Raw genomic sequence first — 14,806 nt, forward strand, 5'->3', positions numbered from 1 at the left:
CGGGTTCGATTCCCGTCCGCCTCCGTCCCCTACCAGTACCGATAGAAAACTCGGCCAAACGCGGGCCTAACGCAGACGACTCACAACCACTACCCTCCCCCCATGGCGAGCATCAGGAAGCGCGAACGCAAGGACGGAACCGCGATCTACCAAGTCCGCTGGCTCCAAGGCGGACGCGGCGGCGACTGGGAGACCGAGAAGTTCGGCGACGAGACCGCGGCCGAGGAGTTCAAGAAGCTGGTCGACGCCAACGGCCAGCAGTGGCCGGCAGGCTGGGTGAAGGGCAAGGGCTTCGCCACGGAGCAGCTGGTCGAGGGAGACATGCCCCTCGTCCAGTGGGCCCACCGCTACGTCGACCGGCTCATCGGCATCGACGAGCGCACCCGCCGCGACTACAAGCGCGACGTCGACAACCACTTCGCAGTCATGCGGCACACCCAGCCGTCAGGGCTCGTTGTGGACGCAACGATCGGCAACGTCGTCGGCGACGACGTCCAGGACTGGGTACGGGCGCAGGAGGCGGGCGAGCGGGACCCGGCGAACCCGGAGGCGTGGCTGCGGCGGCCGGCGAGCCCGAAGAGCATCGCCAACCGGCACGGGCTGCTCTCCGCGATCGTCCAGGCCGCGGTCGAGGCGGATCCGCCGCTGCGGTCCAAGAACTGCTGCCTGGGTACGCGGCTGCCGCGGGTCGACGACGGCATCGACGACGAGATGTGCTTCCTTGAGCACGACGAGTACGCCCGCATCGCCGCCGAGATCGAGGACCCGCACGCCCGGGATCTGGCCGACTGGCTCGTGGGCACCGGCATGCGCTGGGGCGAGGCGACCGCCCTGCAGGTCCGCGACGTCAACCTCATCCGGAACACGGTGGGTGTCCACCGTTCCTGGAAGCGCAGCGCGCCGGGCGAAGCGGGCCCGGCGTACTTCCTTGGGCCGCCGAAGACCCGCAAGGCCCGGCGCGTCATCGCGGTCACGGACGCCCAGATGGAGATGCTGCGCCGCCGGATGGCGGGCAAGCGCCCCGAGGACCTCCTCTTCGAGACGCCGCGCGGCAAGAGCTGGCGCCACGACAACTTCTGGCGCCGACGCTGGGTCCCCGCGGTGAACGCGGCCGTTGAGAAAGGTCTGCCGAAGCGGCCCCGGATCCACGACCTGCGGCACACGCATGTGGCGTGGCTGATCGGCGAGCGGATCCCGCTGCCCGCGATTCAGGCGCGGCTGGGCCATGAGTCGATCACGACGACCGTGGACCGGTACGGGCATCTGGTGCAGGCCCTGGACGGCGAGATCCGGGCGGCCGTTGACGCTGTGATGGGCGCCGGGCCGGCCGCCCCGGGGATCCGCCGGCTGGTGTGACGGCCTACCGGCCGGGCCAGTTCTGGACCCACCAGCCTTCGTTGACGATGCGTGTCAGCTGTTCTACGAACTCGTCGACTGCCTGCTGGCTGACGTGCTCCTTGGAGGCGAGCCACATGAACTCGCCTTTCCGCTCGACGCCGACCACGGCGCGGCCCCCGGGCAGTGCATCGACGAGTTCCATCTTGAACTCGGCTTGCGGGTTGTCTTCCGGGGGCCGTGACGTTTCCTCGTTGTCGTCTTCTTCGCTGTGCGACGTGGCGCTGCCGTCGTCAGCCATCGCTCCCACCTTCCCCACGTACAGCCGCACGGGCGCTCGTTCTGACGTTCGAGCGCCCGTATGGAGTGATCCGTTCGCGCCCCCCAGGCGGATCACCGACTGTGCCACACCGATCAGGCTGTGACCAGAGGGAACCACAGAGTAGTGGTAAGTCGTACTTTTAGTCCGTCTTGCCTGCGCCTTTGCCGTCGCGCTCCGTACGCCTCCGGGCAAAGGTTTCCGCGATGGCGGCCAGCTGCTGCCGTTCCTCGTCCGTCATCTCCTCGATGCGGGCCGCGAGAACCCGGGTGGTGTGGTCCTCGCTCCAGAGGAACGACTGCATGTCCAGGTACTGCGCTGCGGCCGCCTCCTGGAGGGTCCGCAGTGGGAGCGACAGGCCGGCGGCGAGGGCGCGCAGGAGGGCGGGGGCGGGTGCGTCGGTGCTCTCGCCGCGCTCGACCTTGCTGATCCATCCGTACTTGGCCTGGGCGCCCGTCTCAGGGTCAACGGAAAGCTCTTCGAGCTTCCGGACGCTGATCTTCAGGTCGGCACGCCGCTGCCGTACCAGGTCGGCGAAGTCGGTCCGCTGCTCAGTCATGGCGTGCATTCTGCCCCTTCATCTCCTTCACGTGACGGTTGATGTCTACGTTACGGCTTTTGATCACTGAGCAAATAGCAGGTCGGGGCGGACGACCGTTCACGCTCCAGCACAGAGTGTCTACGGAAGCACCCTGTGCGCGCCATACACACGGGGTGTGATGACCGAATCTCGCTGCACTGTGCGTTTCCGTAGACACCATGACTACGGGCGTGTACTGTCGGTCTTGTTCACGGAAACGCACACCGCGTCTACGGAGGTGAACGCGTGCGTCCGCAGCAAAACCCGATGGTGCTCGTGAGCCCCGACCTCCTGGTCCAGCTCATGCAGCGCACCGGCAACGGCCGCGAGGTCTCAGTCCGAGAACTCGCCCAGGCCGCCCAATGCCACCCCAGCAAGATCGGTCACCTGCGCACCGGAGAGCGCAGCACCGCCACCCACGACGAAGCATTGGCAATTGCCAAACGGCTTGGAGTAGACCTCCTCGTCCTCTGGGAGCACACCGGCCGGACGGTACCGGCCCCCGAAGAGGACGACGTGACGCTCACGGCGGTCCCGGCATGAGCCGCCGCCTCAAGTACCCGGAGGCCGCGGAGCAGTTGGGCGTGAGCGAGGGCTGGCTCCGCAAGAACATCAAGAAGCTCCCGCACACCAAGATCGCCCGGACCGTGTACTTCACGGACGCCGACCTCGAACGCATCGACGTCCTGTTCCACCACGAGCCCAGCGCCGGGCCGCTGGCGACGCCCACGCCCATCGAGGCGTCCCCGTCGCCGCTGGCCGCACTGGTGCCGCTGCCCAGCCGCCGCTCAGTGCGCGGCTGACGCATCCCCTGAACGCGCCGAAGGGCCGCTCTGACTTTCGCCGGCCCGAGCAGCCCCCGATCGGCGGACCCCAACCATGAAGGAAGAGAGGCCCTCGATGGGCACATCATCTCAGAACCCCGTCCCTCTGCACCAAGCCCCGTTCTCTCGGATCAGGGACAACAACGACGCGGTGCAGGTGCTGATCGACAGGACTGGGCTGCCCGCGCCGACGCTGGTGTCGTTGCCGGATGCGGTGCACGTCATCCTCGCGGACATCGACGACATGATGCCGTGGCTGGCTGAGCTGGGCGGCCGGGTGGTTGTCGACGGTACGCCGGGGTGCCGGACGTGGACGCTGCTCACGGAGCTGGAGAAGACGAGCCGTCGGGGCGCGGTGCCGGTTCAGGTGCACGCGTTGACGGTCGTGGGCCAGGCCGTCCTTCCGTCGCTGCGCGAGGCGGTGGCGGCATGAGTGAGCCGATCACGAACCTGCCGGACGCGGTGGCCGCGCAGGGTGCTCTGCCGATGCCGGTAGGCACGGAGCCGCGGACCCTCAATGTGGTCGAGGAGGAGCTGACGGGCGCGAACTTGGCGCTCTACGAGGAGGAGTTGGAGAACGCGCGGCTGCGGTTGGCGTTGAAGTCGGCGCAGCGTGGGCGGCGGGAGCTGCGGGCCGACGTCCAGTTCCTGGAGCCGAGCCGTGCGCGCTGGCGCAAGGCGTGCATCGACGCCGAGGGCGAGCGGGACCTGCTGAAGGCTCGGGTTGCCGAGTTGGAGGCCGAGCGGCACTCGACGAACGAGGCCCTGGACGACGCCGTGCGGGAGCTGCGGGCCCGCGAGGTTGAGCGGTCGGAGGACAAGCTGACTCGGCTGTTGGCGCCGGTGCAGGCGTTGCGGGAGTCGCTGGAGGACCCGCACGACAGCCCGCTGCATCACGAGTACCGGGTGAGCCACGACCTGCCGCTGCCCGAGACGGGCGGTGCCTCGTGATGTGGCCCATCGAGTTCCTCTTCCTCGCGTTCTTCGCCGACGGCGCGCTCCTCGTGAAGGCCCTCGTCGACCGCGACTTCCCCACCACCAGCCCGAAGGACGGCACCCGATGAAGTTCCGGATCGAGGGCCCGTTCCCTCTCACCATCGAAGCCACCGAGTCGGGCGCCGAGCTCGACATCAGCACCTTCCTGATCCGCGCGCTCCTCACCCAGCTGGTGACGGACGCCGCCGAGGACCCGGAGGGCCTGGGCGAGGAGCTCGCCGGGATCGGTGACCTCCTCAAGTCCGCGATCCACCAGGGCCGCGACAGCCACGCTCGGCACGAGTTCGACGAGCAGATGCAGCGGCTCGTGGACCGGCTGGCGGGCGGCGGGACGATCCCGCTGTACGGGGCTGCGGTCGGCGAGTTGCGGGATGCGTGCGCGGTGATTGCGGCGCCCCGTCCGGTGCCCGCGCAGCAGGACCGGAGGCGGTCCGCATGAGCGCTCGCGAGCAGATCCTCGCGCATCCGGGCGTACTGGCAACCGCTGACGCGGAGATCGCGGCGCTACTCGACGTTCACCGCGCCGAGTCCATCGGCCACGCCATCGCCCGCATCAACGCCGTCCCCGTCGACTGCACCGCCCTCACCGGACCCATCTGGTACGGGTCCGGCTGGAAGGACTGCATCACCACGCTGCGGGACATCGCCGACTACCGGCTCCCCGACGGCGAGGCCTACCCCGGCGAGTTGCAGCGGCTCCGGGCGCGGATGCGGGAACTGCGGGCGGCCGCCCTCCGCGGTGAGGACATGCCGCGCGTGCAGCAGATCCTCATCAGCCACGCCGAGTACGAGGCGAAGGCCCGCGCGGAGAAGGCGGGTGAGCAGCGATGAACCTGCGCCTCGCCGCCCACTGGACCGCCACCACCACCACCGCGGCCGCCGCCGTCTCCACCGCCGCCGCGATCCCCTTCACCGGGCCCGCCGCCGGCGCCGCCGGACTCCTCGCCGCGGCCGGGGTGTGCCTGATCGGCATCGCCACCGCCCCCGCCCTCAACACCCGGAAGGAGAAGCGCTGATGGCCGAGCACTTCACCCGCCGCGGCCACCTCCTCGCCGCCATAAGGGCATACGGCCGCCCCGTCACCACCCAGCTCGCCGCACAACTCCTCGCCGGCACGTGGCCGACCTACGGCCGGAACACGGCCCGCAAGGACCTACGCGGGCTGGCCCGGGCCGGACTGCTCACCCCGGCCGACATCGACGACCGCCGCCTCTACCACCTCAACCAGACCCACCCGGGGGACCGATGATCAGCGCCAACACCCTGCGAAGGCAAGTCATCACCGCAGCCGAAAAACACGACCTTCCGCTCAGCATCCGGCAGGCCGAGGCCCTCGCCAACTACCTGGCCGTCCACGTCAACCGCGGCCCGGCCCCCACCGTCCGCCTCACCGACGTGCAGTACGCCGCCCTCGTCGGCCTCGCCTCCGGCGAAGACGCCGCAGAGACCGGCCGCCGGATCTGCCGCTCCGAGAACACGATCAAAACCCACCGGCGGACCCTGTACCGGGCTCTCGGCGCCCGGTCCGGAGCGCACGCGGTGGCCATTGCGATCGACCTGGGGCTGCTGCGCACGGCCCGCCGCCAGCTGGGCGGTGCCGCATGACGGACACGACCGTGGCCGGGGCAGTTGCTCCGGCCGCCGGCCGCCGCGTCACACCGACCGGCCGGCTCATCCTCTCCGCCGACGCCGACCGCGCCGACTGGCTCACCGCCCGCCGCAACGGCATCGGCTCCTCCGACGTCCCCGCCATCCTCGGCCTGATCGACCACAACCCGCCGCTGAAGGTCTACTACGACAAGCTCGGCCACGACGTCGACGACGCTGGCGAAGCCGCCTACTGGGGCACCGTCAACGAAGCGAACGTCGCCCACCGGTGGGCCATGCAGAACCGGTCGGTGATCCGCCGCGTTGGGCTCGTCGCCCACCAGGACCACCCGCACTGGATGACCACCCTCGACCGCAGGGTCACCGAGTGCCCGCTCGACTCCGACGAGCAGTCACCCTGCGGCCTTGAGGTGAAGACCCGCAGCGCCTTCAAGTCCGCCCAGTGGCACGCCGGAGCACCCGACGACGTCACCGCCCAGGTGCTGTGGCAGATCATCGTCAACGGCTACGAGCACATGCACTACGCCGTCCTCATCGGCGGCAACGACTACCACCAGGGCGTCATCCGCGCCGACGAGTACCGCGACGTCATGGCCGACATCACCACCGCCGTCGACCGGTTCTGGACCGAGCACGTCAAGGCCGAAGTCCCCCCGGCGCCGGACGGCGACGGCGAGGCCGTCACAAAGCTGCTCCGCCGCCTCCACCCCACCCGCAGCGGCTCCGTGGACGTCGACATGCACGCGGACGCCCTCGACGCCCTCCTCGCCTACGGCCGCCACCAGCGCACCGAAGCCGACGCGAAGAAAGCGAAGAACGCCGCGAAGGCCCGCATGGTCGCCGCCCTCGGCGGCGCGCAGGAAGCCCGCCTCGGCGGCGAGCGCGCCTACTCGCTGGAGCCCACGAACGCCGCACCGAAGGTCGACTTCGAGCTGATGGCCGAGCGCTTCCCCGAGGCCTACGCCGCGTGCGTCACCCCGAACCCGACCGAACGCATCGACATCGCCAAGCAGTACAAGGGGGGCATCTGACATGGGACTGCGTGAGAACGCAGCCGCCGCAGCCGGCCGAACGCTGGACGAGACCGAGCCTGCGGCCATCCGGTACGAGGTGCGTGAGGCGCCGAACCTGGCCGAGCCCGACCTCGGCGACCTCAGCAAGGACGCCGAACCCACGACCAGCGCCGTCATCGCCTGGTCCCGGGTCATGGGCGAGGTCCGCTCGATCGCGAAGAACGAGCGCTTCGACGGCGGCCGCGCCGGACGGTTCAACTTCCGCGGCATCGAGACCGCGCTGAACGCGTTCGGCCCGGCCTGCCGCAAGCACGGCGTGCTGGTGATCCAGCACAGGGTGGAGACCGAGTACCGGGACATCTCCACCAGCTCCGGCGGCCGGATGCGCGAGTGCACCGCCCTGGTGACGTTCCGGATCTACGGTCCGGACGGCTCGTTCTTCGAGTCGCAGGCCGCGGGCGAGGCATCGGACTCCGGCGGCCGGTCGACGCCGAAGGCGCAGTCGATCGCGCTGCGGACCCTCCTCATCAACAACGGGCTCGTGCCGACCGAGGACCGGGACGCCGACGCCGTCCAGTTCGAGCGGGCCGAGTCCCCGGTGCGGCCGGCCGTGTCGTACCTGGACGAGATCTGCAACCCGCAGACGAGCGCCGGGCGTCTGCGGCAGATCCACCACGAGCTGGGCACGACTCGCCAGTTGGGGGCGCTGGTCACCAACGAGGTCGGTGACGAGGAGCAGATCGGCGCGATGGTCGTGCGGATCGGCAAGGAGCGCGCCGCCGGGGGTGCCGCATGAGCGACCTCTGGTTCACCCAGCGCATGGCCGCCCTCGACTTCGAGGCGTCCGACAAGGACCCGGCGACCGCCCGGATCGTGTCCTGCGCGCTCATCCTCGTCGGCGGCGGCCTGCCCGCCGACATCCGCGAGTGGCTCGTCAATCCGGGCGTCGCGCAGGAGCCTGGCGCGATCGCCGTCCACGGCCTGACGGACGAGTACCTCGCCGAGCACGGGGCGCCGGCGGAGCAGGCGGTCGGGGAGATCGCCAAGTCGGTGGCCGAGGTCGTCGCGGCCGGCATCCCGCTCGTCGGCCACAACCTCGGCAGCTTCGACCTGAACCTGCTGAGCGCGGAATGCGGGCGGCACCTCGGCGACAGCCTCGAAGGGATCTGCCGGGCACCGCTGACCCGGGTCATCGACACCCTCGTTCTCGATAAGCACGCGGCCCCCTACCGGCGGCGGGTGAGCGAGAAGCAGGGCCCGTACCAGATGCGCACCAGCGCGGAGACGTACGGCCTGGACTGGGACGAGGACGAGGCGCACGGCGCCACCTACGACGCGCTTCAGTCCGCGCGGGTGGCGTACCGGATCGGTGCGATCGCCCACACCCGGCCGAAGGAGCGGCCGGACTGGGTGCACCGGTTGCGGAACCGGCGCGGCCCGTACGACCGGTTCAACGATCTGGCGTTCGTGACCGTCGAGGAGCTGCACCGCCGCCAGGTGGTGTGGGCGCGGGAGGACGCGGCGTCGTATCAGGCGTGGTTGCGGGATCCGGTGAAGTCGGGTGAGAAGCACGACCCGAATGCGGTGATCGACGGCACGTGGCCGCTCCGGCCCGCGCCCAGCACGACAGAGAGCGAGGCCCTGTGATGCCCGTCCTCAAAAGCACCTACCAGGACCTGCGGGCCCGCTACGAGCGGACGGCCGAGGCGCGCGACGAGGCGCTGAAGCTCGCCGCCGAACGGCTGTCGACCATCACCCGGCAGGCCGCCCAGATCGACCGCCTGCGCGACGAGCGGCCGGACGCCGTGGTGGTGGCGCCGCGTCCGCTCCCGGGCGATGCCGAGCTGCGCCGCCAGCTGCTCCTCGCGAACCGGGCGCTGGCCGAGATGCAGCAGCGCCTCGACGACCTCCAGCGCTCGCACATCGCGGACACGAAGGAGCTGCACGACCTGAGGCAGGGGGCCGCGTCGTGATCATGCCCCTTGCTGTCGGCGCCTGCTGCCTCATGGCCAGCCTCTCCGGGGCCGCGCTCATCGCCCGCGCCTGGCCGAAGCCGTCCGGTGCCCACCGGGCCCCGCACCCGATGCTCCGGCCCGTCGAGGCCCTCGACCAGTTCGAGGCGCACTGCCCGCACGAGGGCCGCACCACCCTGCACGCCCGGCTGCGGCTCGGCGGCGTGGTGTGCATGGACTGCCGCAACCCGGACGGGAGCGCCTGATGAGCATCGGCATCGTGATGGCCGCCGTCTTCGGCGGGTCCTTCGTGGTGATCGCCGCCATGGGCTGGCGGGCCACCCACACCCCGCTAACCGAGGAAGAGCGGGCCGCGCAGGCCGGCGCCCGGGTCGGTCTCCCGGCCCCGGCCGCGGACAACGTCGCAGGCGTCCGCACCGACTGGGCTGATGAGTGCGCACTGATCCTCAGCCTGCCCGAATACCAGGCCGGCGCGGACCGGCTCCTCGACGCCATTCGTGAGCAGCAGGAAGGAGAGCAGCCGTGACAGCGCCCACCCTGTTCGACACCGAGACCCCGGCCGTCCCCGCGGCGGCCGAGCCCCGGCCCACCGCCCTGCCGACCGTGTACGGCCTGGATCTTTCCTTGACCTGTACCGGCATCAGCAATGGCACTACCGCCGAAGCCCTCATCCCCGGCGACCGCGACGGCCACGACCGCCTGGAGTTCCACCGGCGCGCCATCCGCGAGCGGATCCCCGAGGACACCAGCCTCGTCGTCATCGAAGGCGTCGCCATGTCCGTCGGCTACCGGCCCGGCGTCGAGGAGATGACCTACCTCCGCGGCATCATCAAGCACGACCTGTGGCGCCGCCGGATCCCCTTCGCCACCTGCCCGCCGCAGCATCGGATCATCTACGCCTGCGGGGTGGCCAACCCGGCCAAGGACTACCCGCCCAGCCGGCGCAAGACGATGGCGAAGGGCATGGTCCGGGCGGCCGTCATCGAGCGGTACCGGGTGCCGTGCGAGGGCCGCGGCCGCTACGACCAAGCGGATTCGGTCGTCCTCGCGGCGATGGGCCTGCACTGGCTCGGCTACCCGCTGGCCGTCCTCCCGGACACGCACCGGCGGGCCCTGGACGGGGTCACGTGGCCGCTGAACATCCCGGCGGTGGCCCGATGAAAATCCGCGAAGACGTCGCCCAACTCCTGCGAGCCGGACACTCCGACCGCGGCATCGCACGCCAACTCGGCGTCCACCGCGACCAAGTCATCAAGGCGCGGCGCGCCCTCGGGATCCCCGCCGTGCCCACCCACCCCCGGCCCAGGCCCGTCGAGGAGGTCTTCCAGGCCCGCGTCGAGGAAGTCGACGGCGGCCACCTGAAGTGGACCGGATTCCGCAACGAGCGCGGCACGCCGGTGGTGAAGCACCGTGTCCAGGGCGTCCTGCGTAACGAGACCGCCTACCGGGTGGCGTGGCGGTTCGGGCACACCCGGGAACCGGAGGGCCTGGTCCTTCCCGGCTGCGGCTACGAGCAGTGCGTCGCGCCGGGCCACATGGAGGACCGGGTCATGCGAGCCGCGTACACGGCGATCTTCGGGGAGGCGGCATGAAGCACTACACCGGGGCTGCTCCCGCCACCCGCCAGCCCGCCGACTGGCGCCTCCGTGCCGCATGCCTCGGCAAGTGGAGCGCGATGCACCCGGAGAACGACGAGGCCGAGATCGAGGCCGCCAAGCGGATCTGCGGGCCGTGTCCGGTCAAGGTCGACTGCTTCTTCGACGCGGTCCACACCGGCGACATGGCCCACGGCATCCGGGCCGGGCTGCGGCCGAACGAACGCCGGGCGGTCGCGAAGGAGCTGGAGGGGCGCAAGCAGCCTGGGCAGGCCGTCTCGTCGCAGGCGGTGCCGGAAGAACCGCCGAAGAAGAGGGAGCCGGCGCAGTGCGGAACCCGCGCCGGTTATCGCCGGCATCGGGCGGCCGGTGAGGACGCGTGTGGTCCGTGCCGTCAGGCGAACACGGACGCGGACAACCGGCTGCGCCGGACCGGGACCTCGAAGGCTGCGGCGTGAGCGCCCGCGATCCGGAGCCGTGCGACGGCGTCAACGGCGACCACCACGGCGAGGTCCGCTTCTACCGAACCGGCTGGAAGTGCATCGCGCACGCGCCCCGCCCGCAGCCGCTCGGGCTCCCGGAGCCGCCGCCGTACTACAAGCGGCCGAAGCTCACGCCGGCGCAGCGGGACCAGATCCGGCGGCGGCTCGTGGATGGCGAGTTGGCGCGTGATCTGGCCGTCGAGTTCGGGGTGACGGTCGGGACCATCCGCAATCACAGCTGACTGAGTGGCCCCGGCCGCGCGAATCGGCCGGGGCACCCAACCCAAGGAGTAGCACGATGACCACCCTCACCGAGCTCATCCCACCCGACGAGCTCACCGCCGCACTCGACGCCGGGCACATCACCCGCAAACCACACCCCCACCTGCCGCTGTCGATCTACACCTACACCCGGGCCGCCCAATACCAGCAGGCCTGGAACACCGCCACCCTCCGCTGCCGCGGCCTCATCGCCGACGACACCACTGGGCAGATCATCGCGTGGCCGTTCCCGAAGTTCTTCAACGTCGGCGAACACCAGCAGGGCCGTACCTACGCCCCGCCCCTGCCTGAGGGCGAGCCGTTCCGCGTGTACGACAAGGTCGACGGCAGCCTCGGCATCGTCTTCCACTACGACGGCCGCTGGCATGTTGCGTCCAAGGGCTCGTTCACCAGCGAGCAAGCCATGTGGGCGCAGGCGTGGCTCATGACGAGCGACACCAGCAACCTCATCCCCGGCACCACCTACCTGTGCGAGATCGTCTACCCCGGCAACCGGATCGTCGTCGACTACGGCGACCGCGAAGACCTCGTCCTCCTCGGCGCCTACCGGGACAACGGCCGCGAGGCACAGCTGGAGTGGGCCGCACCGGACTGGGAGCCCATCGGGTCCGTCGTCCGTTCCTGGCGGATGCTGCCGCTGGCCGACCTGGTGAAGCTCGCCGAGGCCAACACCCGGCCCGACGGCACCCCCACCTCCGGGATCTCCACCGAGGGCTACGTCATCCGCTACGCCAACGGGCTCCGCGCGAAGGTGAAGCTGTCCGAGTACGTCCGCCTCCACAAGGTCCTCACCGGCATCACCGAACGGGACATCTGGCGCATGGTCGGCATGCAGCGGTACGCCGACCAGCCCGCGAAGCTCGTCGCCAAGGCCCTCGGCTGCCCGGTCGGCGAGGTGGCCGCTGTCCAGCAGACCGGGGCGTCGCCGCTCGCCGCGCTCCTCGACGCGGTCCCCGACGAGTTCGACCAGTGGGTGAAGTCGGTCGCGGCCCGGCTGGAGTTCCAGGCCCGTGAGCTCGGCAAGCAGACCGCCGAAGCGTATGCGGCGATCTCCCACCTCGGCGCGGACCGCGGAGTGTTCGCGCGGGCGGCTCAGCAGATCGAGGACCGGGCGGTCCGTGCCTGCATGTTCCTGCTCCTCGACGGGCGACCGACGGGGCTGCACCTGTGGCGGGCGGTGAAGCCGGAGGCCGCGGCGCCGTTCGTCGTGGACGACGACACCTGAGCCATCTGAAGCCGGCGGCCGCCCCCAGACGCCCCGCGTCACGGCCGCCACCCGGGCGCCGTCCCGCCCTTCCCCCCGCCGCTCAGCGGGACGGCGCCCACCTTTCCGACCAGCCGCACACCACCAGCACCACCAACCAGAAAGGCACCACGTGACCATCACCAGCCACAACCCCGGCACCCACCTCACCGGCCCCGACCGCACGGCCACCGCCCAACAGGCCGCCGAGCTGTACGTGCAGGGCTGCACGATCCAGTCCGTTGCCCGGCAGATCGGCCGCTCGTACGGGCTCGCGCGGGAGTTGCTGTTGGAGGCTGGCGTGACCCTGCGGGCCCGCGGCGGGGGCCGCCGGAGGCAGTGACGGGTCCGCAACACCAGGAAGCCCCGCACTCCGGTGCGGGGCCGTACGACGAGGAGGAGACGGTGTCAGGACTCGGCGATGTTCTTCGCAGCGGCGATGTCGCGCTGCTCCCTGCGCCAGCGCGCGACTTCCTTCTTGATGTACATCCGCAGGTCGTCCGAGCGGGAGATGCCCTTGGCGTCGCATGCCTCTTGGTACGCGCTCCAGTCGTCGTCGGAGACACGCACTACTCGGTTGGGCATGGGGTCGCGGGCTGCCATGGCAAAAGGCTAGCTGATCTGCGGGCGACTAGTCGACACCGCGCATTGCGTCACAGGTGCGTCATGGTCGCAGAACGCATATGCAATTTGCCACCAGCGGCGGTAGGATCTAGGGCAGGCAGGGCATCGACCAAGCCGCCCTGAACTGGGGGTTCATCTCGCATGCCCTGACCAGCACGACCGAGAGAAGGACCGTTGAGCCTCGAAGCCACAGTGTGGGCACTCAAATACGCACCCCCCATGCCCCCGCAGCTTCTCGGCACCCTGTTCGGCCTCGCCGACCACGCCGACAAGCACGGCCGCAGCGCGTACCCCTCGGTGCGCACCCTCGCCGCGTACGCCTGCAAGGCGGAACGGTCCGTCCAGCGCGACCTCAAGGAGCTGGCCAAGCTCGGTCTCATCCGCGACGGGGACCAGTCGGCCGCCGCGCACATCCCGCAGGAACGGCGCCCGCACGTCTACGACCTCGCGATGGAGATCACCGTCCCGGGCGGTCGCGCCGGCGCCGACGAGGTGACGCGGACGTCACGGGTGACGCTGGCGTCATCCCGTGCGCGCGGTGGCCGCAAAGGTGCAGCTCAGTACGAGGTAGGGGTGACGCCCACGTCAGGGGTGACGCCCACGTCACCCCCCGACGCCCACGTCACCCCCGGGGTGACGCCCACGTCCGAGTGGGGTGACGCCCACGTCGCCGGTGGGGTGACGCCCACGTCACCCAAACCGTCCTTTGAACCACCCACTAACCGTCCTATGAACCGGGGGGAGCTCGCGCTCGTCGCGAACACCGCCTCCGACACGGACTGGCCCGAAGGTCCCCCCGCCCCCATCGACATCGACGGCTTCACCGTCAGCGACTCCATGCGCCGGTGGGCCAACGGCGTCTACCCCGACTTCGACATCCGGTTCTCCACCCAGCAGTTCATCCGCCACTACCGCTCCACCGGCACCCGACGCCCCAACTGGTCCGAAGCCTGGCGCAAGTGGATCGCCGAAGACGCCGAACGCAGCGCACGCCGACAACCGCGCAGCAACCCCAGCCACCAACAGGCCGAGACAGATGCCTGGTTCGAACGCTCCCTCGCCCGCGCCCGAGCCCGCGATCAAGCCGCCGCAGAAGGAGGCACCGCATGACCAACGAAGAAGCCGCAGTCCTCTGCCGCTACGTCCGATCCCTCTGCCCCGCCCAACGCTTCGACGAATTCACCGCCGACGTCTGGCACGACCTCCTCTACCCCTTCCACCTCAACGAAGCCCGCACCGCCGCCGTTGCCATCGCCTCCACCCAGCCATTCGTCTCACCCGGAGAGATCGCCGCTCACGTCCGCCGCACCCGCGCCGACCGACTCCACCGCCACACCGACCCCACCCCGGCAGCCGACCCCGACAACGTCCACGCCTACCAGGCCGAGCTCCGCGCCACCCGAGCCGCCGTCGCCACCGGCCAGCAGGAACCCGCACAGCACGAACTCACCGCCGGGCCCATGCACCCCGACGTTGCCGCCCGCCTGAAGACCCTCGGGTCGTACGTCCCCCGCCAAGTCGACGAGGCCCTCGACGAGTACCGGCCCGTCAAGGCCGCCCGCCGCGCCGCCCTCACCACGGGCCAACCCGACGCGCTCGCCGTCGACTGCGACTGGTGCCATGCCCCGGCCGGCGAGCCCTGCCGCTCCCGCCGCATCGTCCCCGGCGGCGGCGCCACCTCGAACAAGCGCCGCACCACCCCGCACCCGTCCCGCGTCGACGACGCCCGCGACGCCCAGACCCAGCAACCGGAGGCCGACACCGCATGAACGACCACCCCGTCCACCGCGACGACATCACCGCCCTCAAAGCCGACGGCGACCTCCAGACCTACATGCGCAGCCTCATCCGGCCGACCAAAAGCACCGCGCCCGAGCCTCGCGGACGCAAGGTCCGCTGGGGCCAGATCCCCATCCCGCCCGACCACAAGCC

At 70.6% G+C, this 14,806-nt stretch carries 27 protein-coding genes; 24 read left to right on the plus strand and 3 right to left on the minus strand.

Annotated features, from left to right (window positions below):
• The first annotated feature begins 102 nt into the window (after nt 1-102).
• Nucleotides 103-1,356 (plus strand): site-specific integrase, encoded by a 1,254-nt coding sequence (locus tag AB0M11_RS26275; protein WP_365709554.1) that lies wholly within the window; start codon nt 103-105, stop codon nt 1,354-1,356.
• Between the two features lie 4 nt (nt 1,357-1,360).
• Here AB0M11_RS26275 and AB0M11_RS26280 read toward each other — a convergent pair whose 3' ends face one another.
• Both AB0M11_RS26280 and AB0M11_RS26285 read right to left on the minus strand, forming a co-directional pair.
• The gene (locus AB0M11_RS26280; RefSeq protein WP_365709556.1) at nt 1,361-1,636 is read right to left on the minus strand and encodes a hypothetical protein; all 276 of its coding nucleotides are present in this window, start codon (nt 1,634-1,636) and stop codon (nt 1,361-1,363) included.
• Between the two features lie 160 nt (nt 1,637-1,796).
• On the minus strand, nt 1,797-2,213 hold the full coding sequence (locus AB0M11_RS26285) for an XRE family transcriptional regulator (protein WP_365709558.1): 417 nt from the start codon (nt 2,211-2,213) through the stop codon (nt 1,797-1,799).
• Nucleotides 2,214-2,480: 267 nt separating this feature from the next.
• Between AB0M11_RS26285 and AB0M11_RS26290 the strand changes: the two genes are divergently transcribed.
• The 21 genes from AB0M11_RS26290 (at nt 2,481) to AB0M11_RS26390 (ending at nt 12,593) form a co-directional block, all read left to right on the plus strand.
• Nucleotides 2,481-2,777, plus strand: coding sequence for a helix-turn-helix transcriptional regulator (locus AB0M11_RS26290; RefSeq protein ID WP_365709560.1), 297 nt, complete (start codon nt 2,481-2,483; stop codon nt 2,775-2,777).
• A complete protein-coding gene (locus tag AB0M11_RS26295) occupies nt 2,774-3,037 on the plus strand; it encodes a helix-turn-helix domain-containing protein (RefSeq protein ID WP_365709562.1) in 264 nt (87 codons plus the stop codon). The genes AB0M11_RS26290 and AB0M11_RS26295 overlap by 4 nt, the downstream gene beginning before the upstream one ends.
• 172 nt (nt 3,038-3,209) lie before the next feature.
• Complete coding sequence (locus tag AB0M11_RS26300) at nt 3,210-3,491, plus strand: hypothetical protein (protein WP_365709564.1); 282 nt, start codon at nt 3,210-3,212, stop codon at nt 3,489-3,491.
• Complete coding sequence (locus AB0M11_RS26305) at nt 3,488-4,009, plus strand: hypothetical protein (RefSeq protein ID WP_365709566.1); 522 nt, start codon at nt 3,488-3,490, stop codon at nt 4,007-4,009. The genes AB0M11_RS26300 and AB0M11_RS26305 overlap by 4 nt, the downstream gene beginning before the upstream one ends.
• Nucleotides 4,010-4,118: 109 nt before the next feature.
• Nucleotides 4,119-4,493, plus strand: coding sequence for a hypothetical protein (locus AB0M11_RS26310; RefSeq protein WP_365709568.1), 375 nt, complete (start codon nt 4,119-4,121; stop codon nt 4,491-4,493).
• Nucleotides 4,490-4,885 carry a hypothetical protein gene (locus AB0M11_RS26315; protein ID WP_365709570.1) on the plus strand — a complete coding sequence of 132 codons (396 nt, stop codon included), beginning with the start codon at nt 4,490-4,492 and terminating at the stop codon, nt 4,883-4,885. The genes AB0M11_RS26310 and AB0M11_RS26315 overlap by 4 nt, the downstream gene beginning before the upstream one ends.
• Entirely contained in the window at nt 4,882-5,070 is a 189-nt protein-coding gene (locus AB0M11_RS26320; RefSeq protein WP_365709572.1) for a hypothetical protein, read from the plus strand. The genes AB0M11_RS26315 and AB0M11_RS26320 overlap by 4 nt, the downstream gene beginning before the upstream one ends.
• Nucleotides 5,070-5,303 carry a hypothetical protein gene (locus AB0M11_RS26325; protein WP_365709574.1) on the plus strand — a complete coding sequence of 78 codons (234 nt, stop codon included), beginning with the start codon at nt 5,070-5,072 and terminating at the stop codon, nt 5,301-5,303. The genes AB0M11_RS26320 and AB0M11_RS26325 overlap by 1 nt, the downstream gene beginning before the upstream one ends.
• On the plus strand, nt 5,300-5,659 hold the full coding sequence (locus tag AB0M11_RS26330) for a hypothetical protein (RefSeq protein ID WP_365709576.1): 360 nt from the start codon (nt 5,300-5,302) through the stop codon (nt 5,657-5,659). The genes AB0M11_RS26325 and AB0M11_RS26330 overlap by 4 nt, the downstream gene beginning before the upstream one ends.
• The gene (locus AB0M11_RS26335; RefSeq protein ID WP_365709578.1) at nt 5,656-6,693 is read left to right on the plus strand and encodes a lambda-exonuclease family protein; all 1,038 of its coding nucleotides are present in this window, start codon (nt 5,656-5,658) and stop codon (nt 6,691-6,693) included. The genes AB0M11_RS26330 and AB0M11_RS26335 overlap by 4 nt, the downstream gene beginning before the upstream one ends.
• Before the next feature lies 1 nt (nt 6,694).
• Nucleotides 6,695-7,471 (plus strand): ERF family protein, encoded by a 777-nt coding sequence (locus tag AB0M11_RS26340; protein ID WP_365709580.1) that lies wholly within the window; start codon nt 6,695-6,697, stop codon nt 7,469-7,471.
• Nucleotides 7,468-8,322 carry an exonuclease domain-containing protein gene (locus AB0M11_RS26345; protein ID WP_365709582.1) on the plus strand — a complete coding sequence of 285 codons (855 nt, stop codon included), beginning with the start codon at nt 7,468-7,470 and terminating at the stop codon, nt 8,320-8,322. Before AB0M11_RS26340 ends, AB0M11_RS26345 begins: the two co-directional genes overlap by 4 nt.
• Entirely contained in the window at nt 8,322-8,648 is a 327-nt protein-coding gene (locus AB0M11_RS26350) for a hypothetical protein (RefSeq protein WP_365709584.1), read from the plus strand. The genes AB0M11_RS26345 and AB0M11_RS26350 overlap by 1 nt, the downstream gene beginning before the upstream one ends.
• Nucleotides 8,649-8,650: 2 nt before the next feature.
• Complete coding sequence (locus tag AB0M11_RS26355; protein WP_365709586.1) at nt 8,651-8,893, plus strand: hypothetical protein; 243 nt, start codon at nt 8,651-8,653, stop codon at nt 8,891-8,893.
• Nucleotides 8,893-9,174, plus strand: a complete 282-nt coding sequence (locus AB0M11_RS26360) for a hypothetical protein (protein ID WP_365709588.1) — start codon at nt 8,893-8,895, stop codon at nt 9,172-9,174. Before AB0M11_RS26355 ends, AB0M11_RS26360 begins: the two co-directional genes overlap by 1 nt.
• On the plus strand, nt 9,171-9,809 hold the full coding sequence (locus AB0M11_RS26365; protein ID WP_365709590.1) for a hypothetical protein: 639 nt from the start codon (nt 9,171-9,173) through the stop codon (nt 9,807-9,809). The genes AB0M11_RS26360 and AB0M11_RS26365 overlap by 4 nt, the downstream gene beginning before the upstream one ends.
• The gene (locus tag AB0M11_RS26370; RefSeq protein WP_365709593.1) at nt 9,806-10,240 is read left to right on the plus strand and encodes a hypothetical protein; all 435 of its coding nucleotides are present in this window, start codon (nt 9,806-9,808) and stop codon (nt 10,238-10,240) included. The genes AB0M11_RS26365 and AB0M11_RS26370 overlap by 4 nt, the downstream gene beginning before the upstream one ends.
• Nucleotides 10,237-10,701: a WhiB family transcriptional regulator gene (locus tag AB0M11_RS26375; RefSeq protein WP_365709596.1), complete on the plus strand. Its 465-nt coding sequence runs from the start codon at nt 10,237-10,239 to the stop codon at nt 10,699-10,701. The genes AB0M11_RS26370 and AB0M11_RS26375 overlap by 4 nt, the downstream gene beginning before the upstream one ends.
• Nucleotides 10,698-10,967 (plus strand): helix-turn-helix domain-containing protein, encoded by a 270-nt coding sequence (locus tag AB0M11_RS26380; RefSeq protein ID WP_365709598.1) that lies wholly within the window; start codon nt 10,698-10,700, stop codon nt 10,965-10,967. The genes AB0M11_RS26375 and AB0M11_RS26380 overlap by 4 nt, the downstream gene beginning before the upstream one ends.
• Nucleotides 10,968-11,023: 56 nt before the next feature.
• Nucleotides 11,024-12,232: a T4 RnlA family RNA ligase gene (locus AB0M11_RS26385; RefSeq protein ID WP_365709600.1), complete on the plus strand. Its 1,209-nt coding sequence runs from the start codon at nt 11,024-11,026 to the stop codon at nt 12,230-12,232.
• A 151-nt stretch (nt 12,233-12,383) separates the two neighbouring features.
• On the plus strand, nt 12,384-12,593 hold the full coding sequence (locus tag AB0M11_RS26390) for a helix-turn-helix domain-containing protein (RefSeq protein WP_365709602.1): 210 nt from the start codon (nt 12,384-12,386) through the stop codon (nt 12,591-12,593).
• Nucleotides 12,594-12,658: 65 nt separating this feature from the next.
• Here AB0M11_RS26390 and AB0M11_RS26395 read toward each other — a convergent pair whose 3' ends face one another.
• Nucleotides 12,659-12,853 carry a hypothetical protein gene (locus tag AB0M11_RS26395; RefSeq protein ID WP_365709604.1) on the minus strand — a complete coding sequence of 65 codons (195 nt, stop codon included), beginning with the start codon at nt 12,851-12,853 and terminating at the stop codon, nt 12,659-12,661.
• A 240-nt stretch (nt 12,854-13,093) separates the two neighbouring features.
• Here AB0M11_RS26395 and AB0M11_RS26400 point away from each other — a divergent pair, with 240 nt between their 5' ends.
• Together AB0M11_RS26400 and AB0M11_RS26405 are read left to right on the plus strand one after the other, a co-directional pair.
• Nucleotides 13,094-13,984, plus strand: coding sequence for a helix-turn-helix domain-containing protein (locus AB0M11_RS26400; protein ID WP_365709606.1), 891 nt, complete (start codon nt 13,094-13,096; stop codon nt 13,982-13,984).
• The gene (locus tag AB0M11_RS26405) at nt 13,981-14,643 is read left to right on the plus strand and encodes a hypothetical protein (RefSeq protein ID WP_365709608.1); all 663 of its coding nucleotides are present in this window, start codon (nt 13,981-13,983) and stop codon (nt 14,641-14,643) included. The genes AB0M11_RS26400 and AB0M11_RS26405 overlap by 4 nt, the downstream gene beginning before the upstream one ends.
• Nucleotides 14,644-14,806 lie beyond the last annotated feature (163 nt).

Source organism: Streptomyces sp. NPDC051987 (assembly GCF_040680735.1).
Taxonomy (GTDB): domain Bacteria; phylum Actinomycetota; class Actinomycetes; order Streptomycetales; family Streptomycetaceae; genus Streptomyces.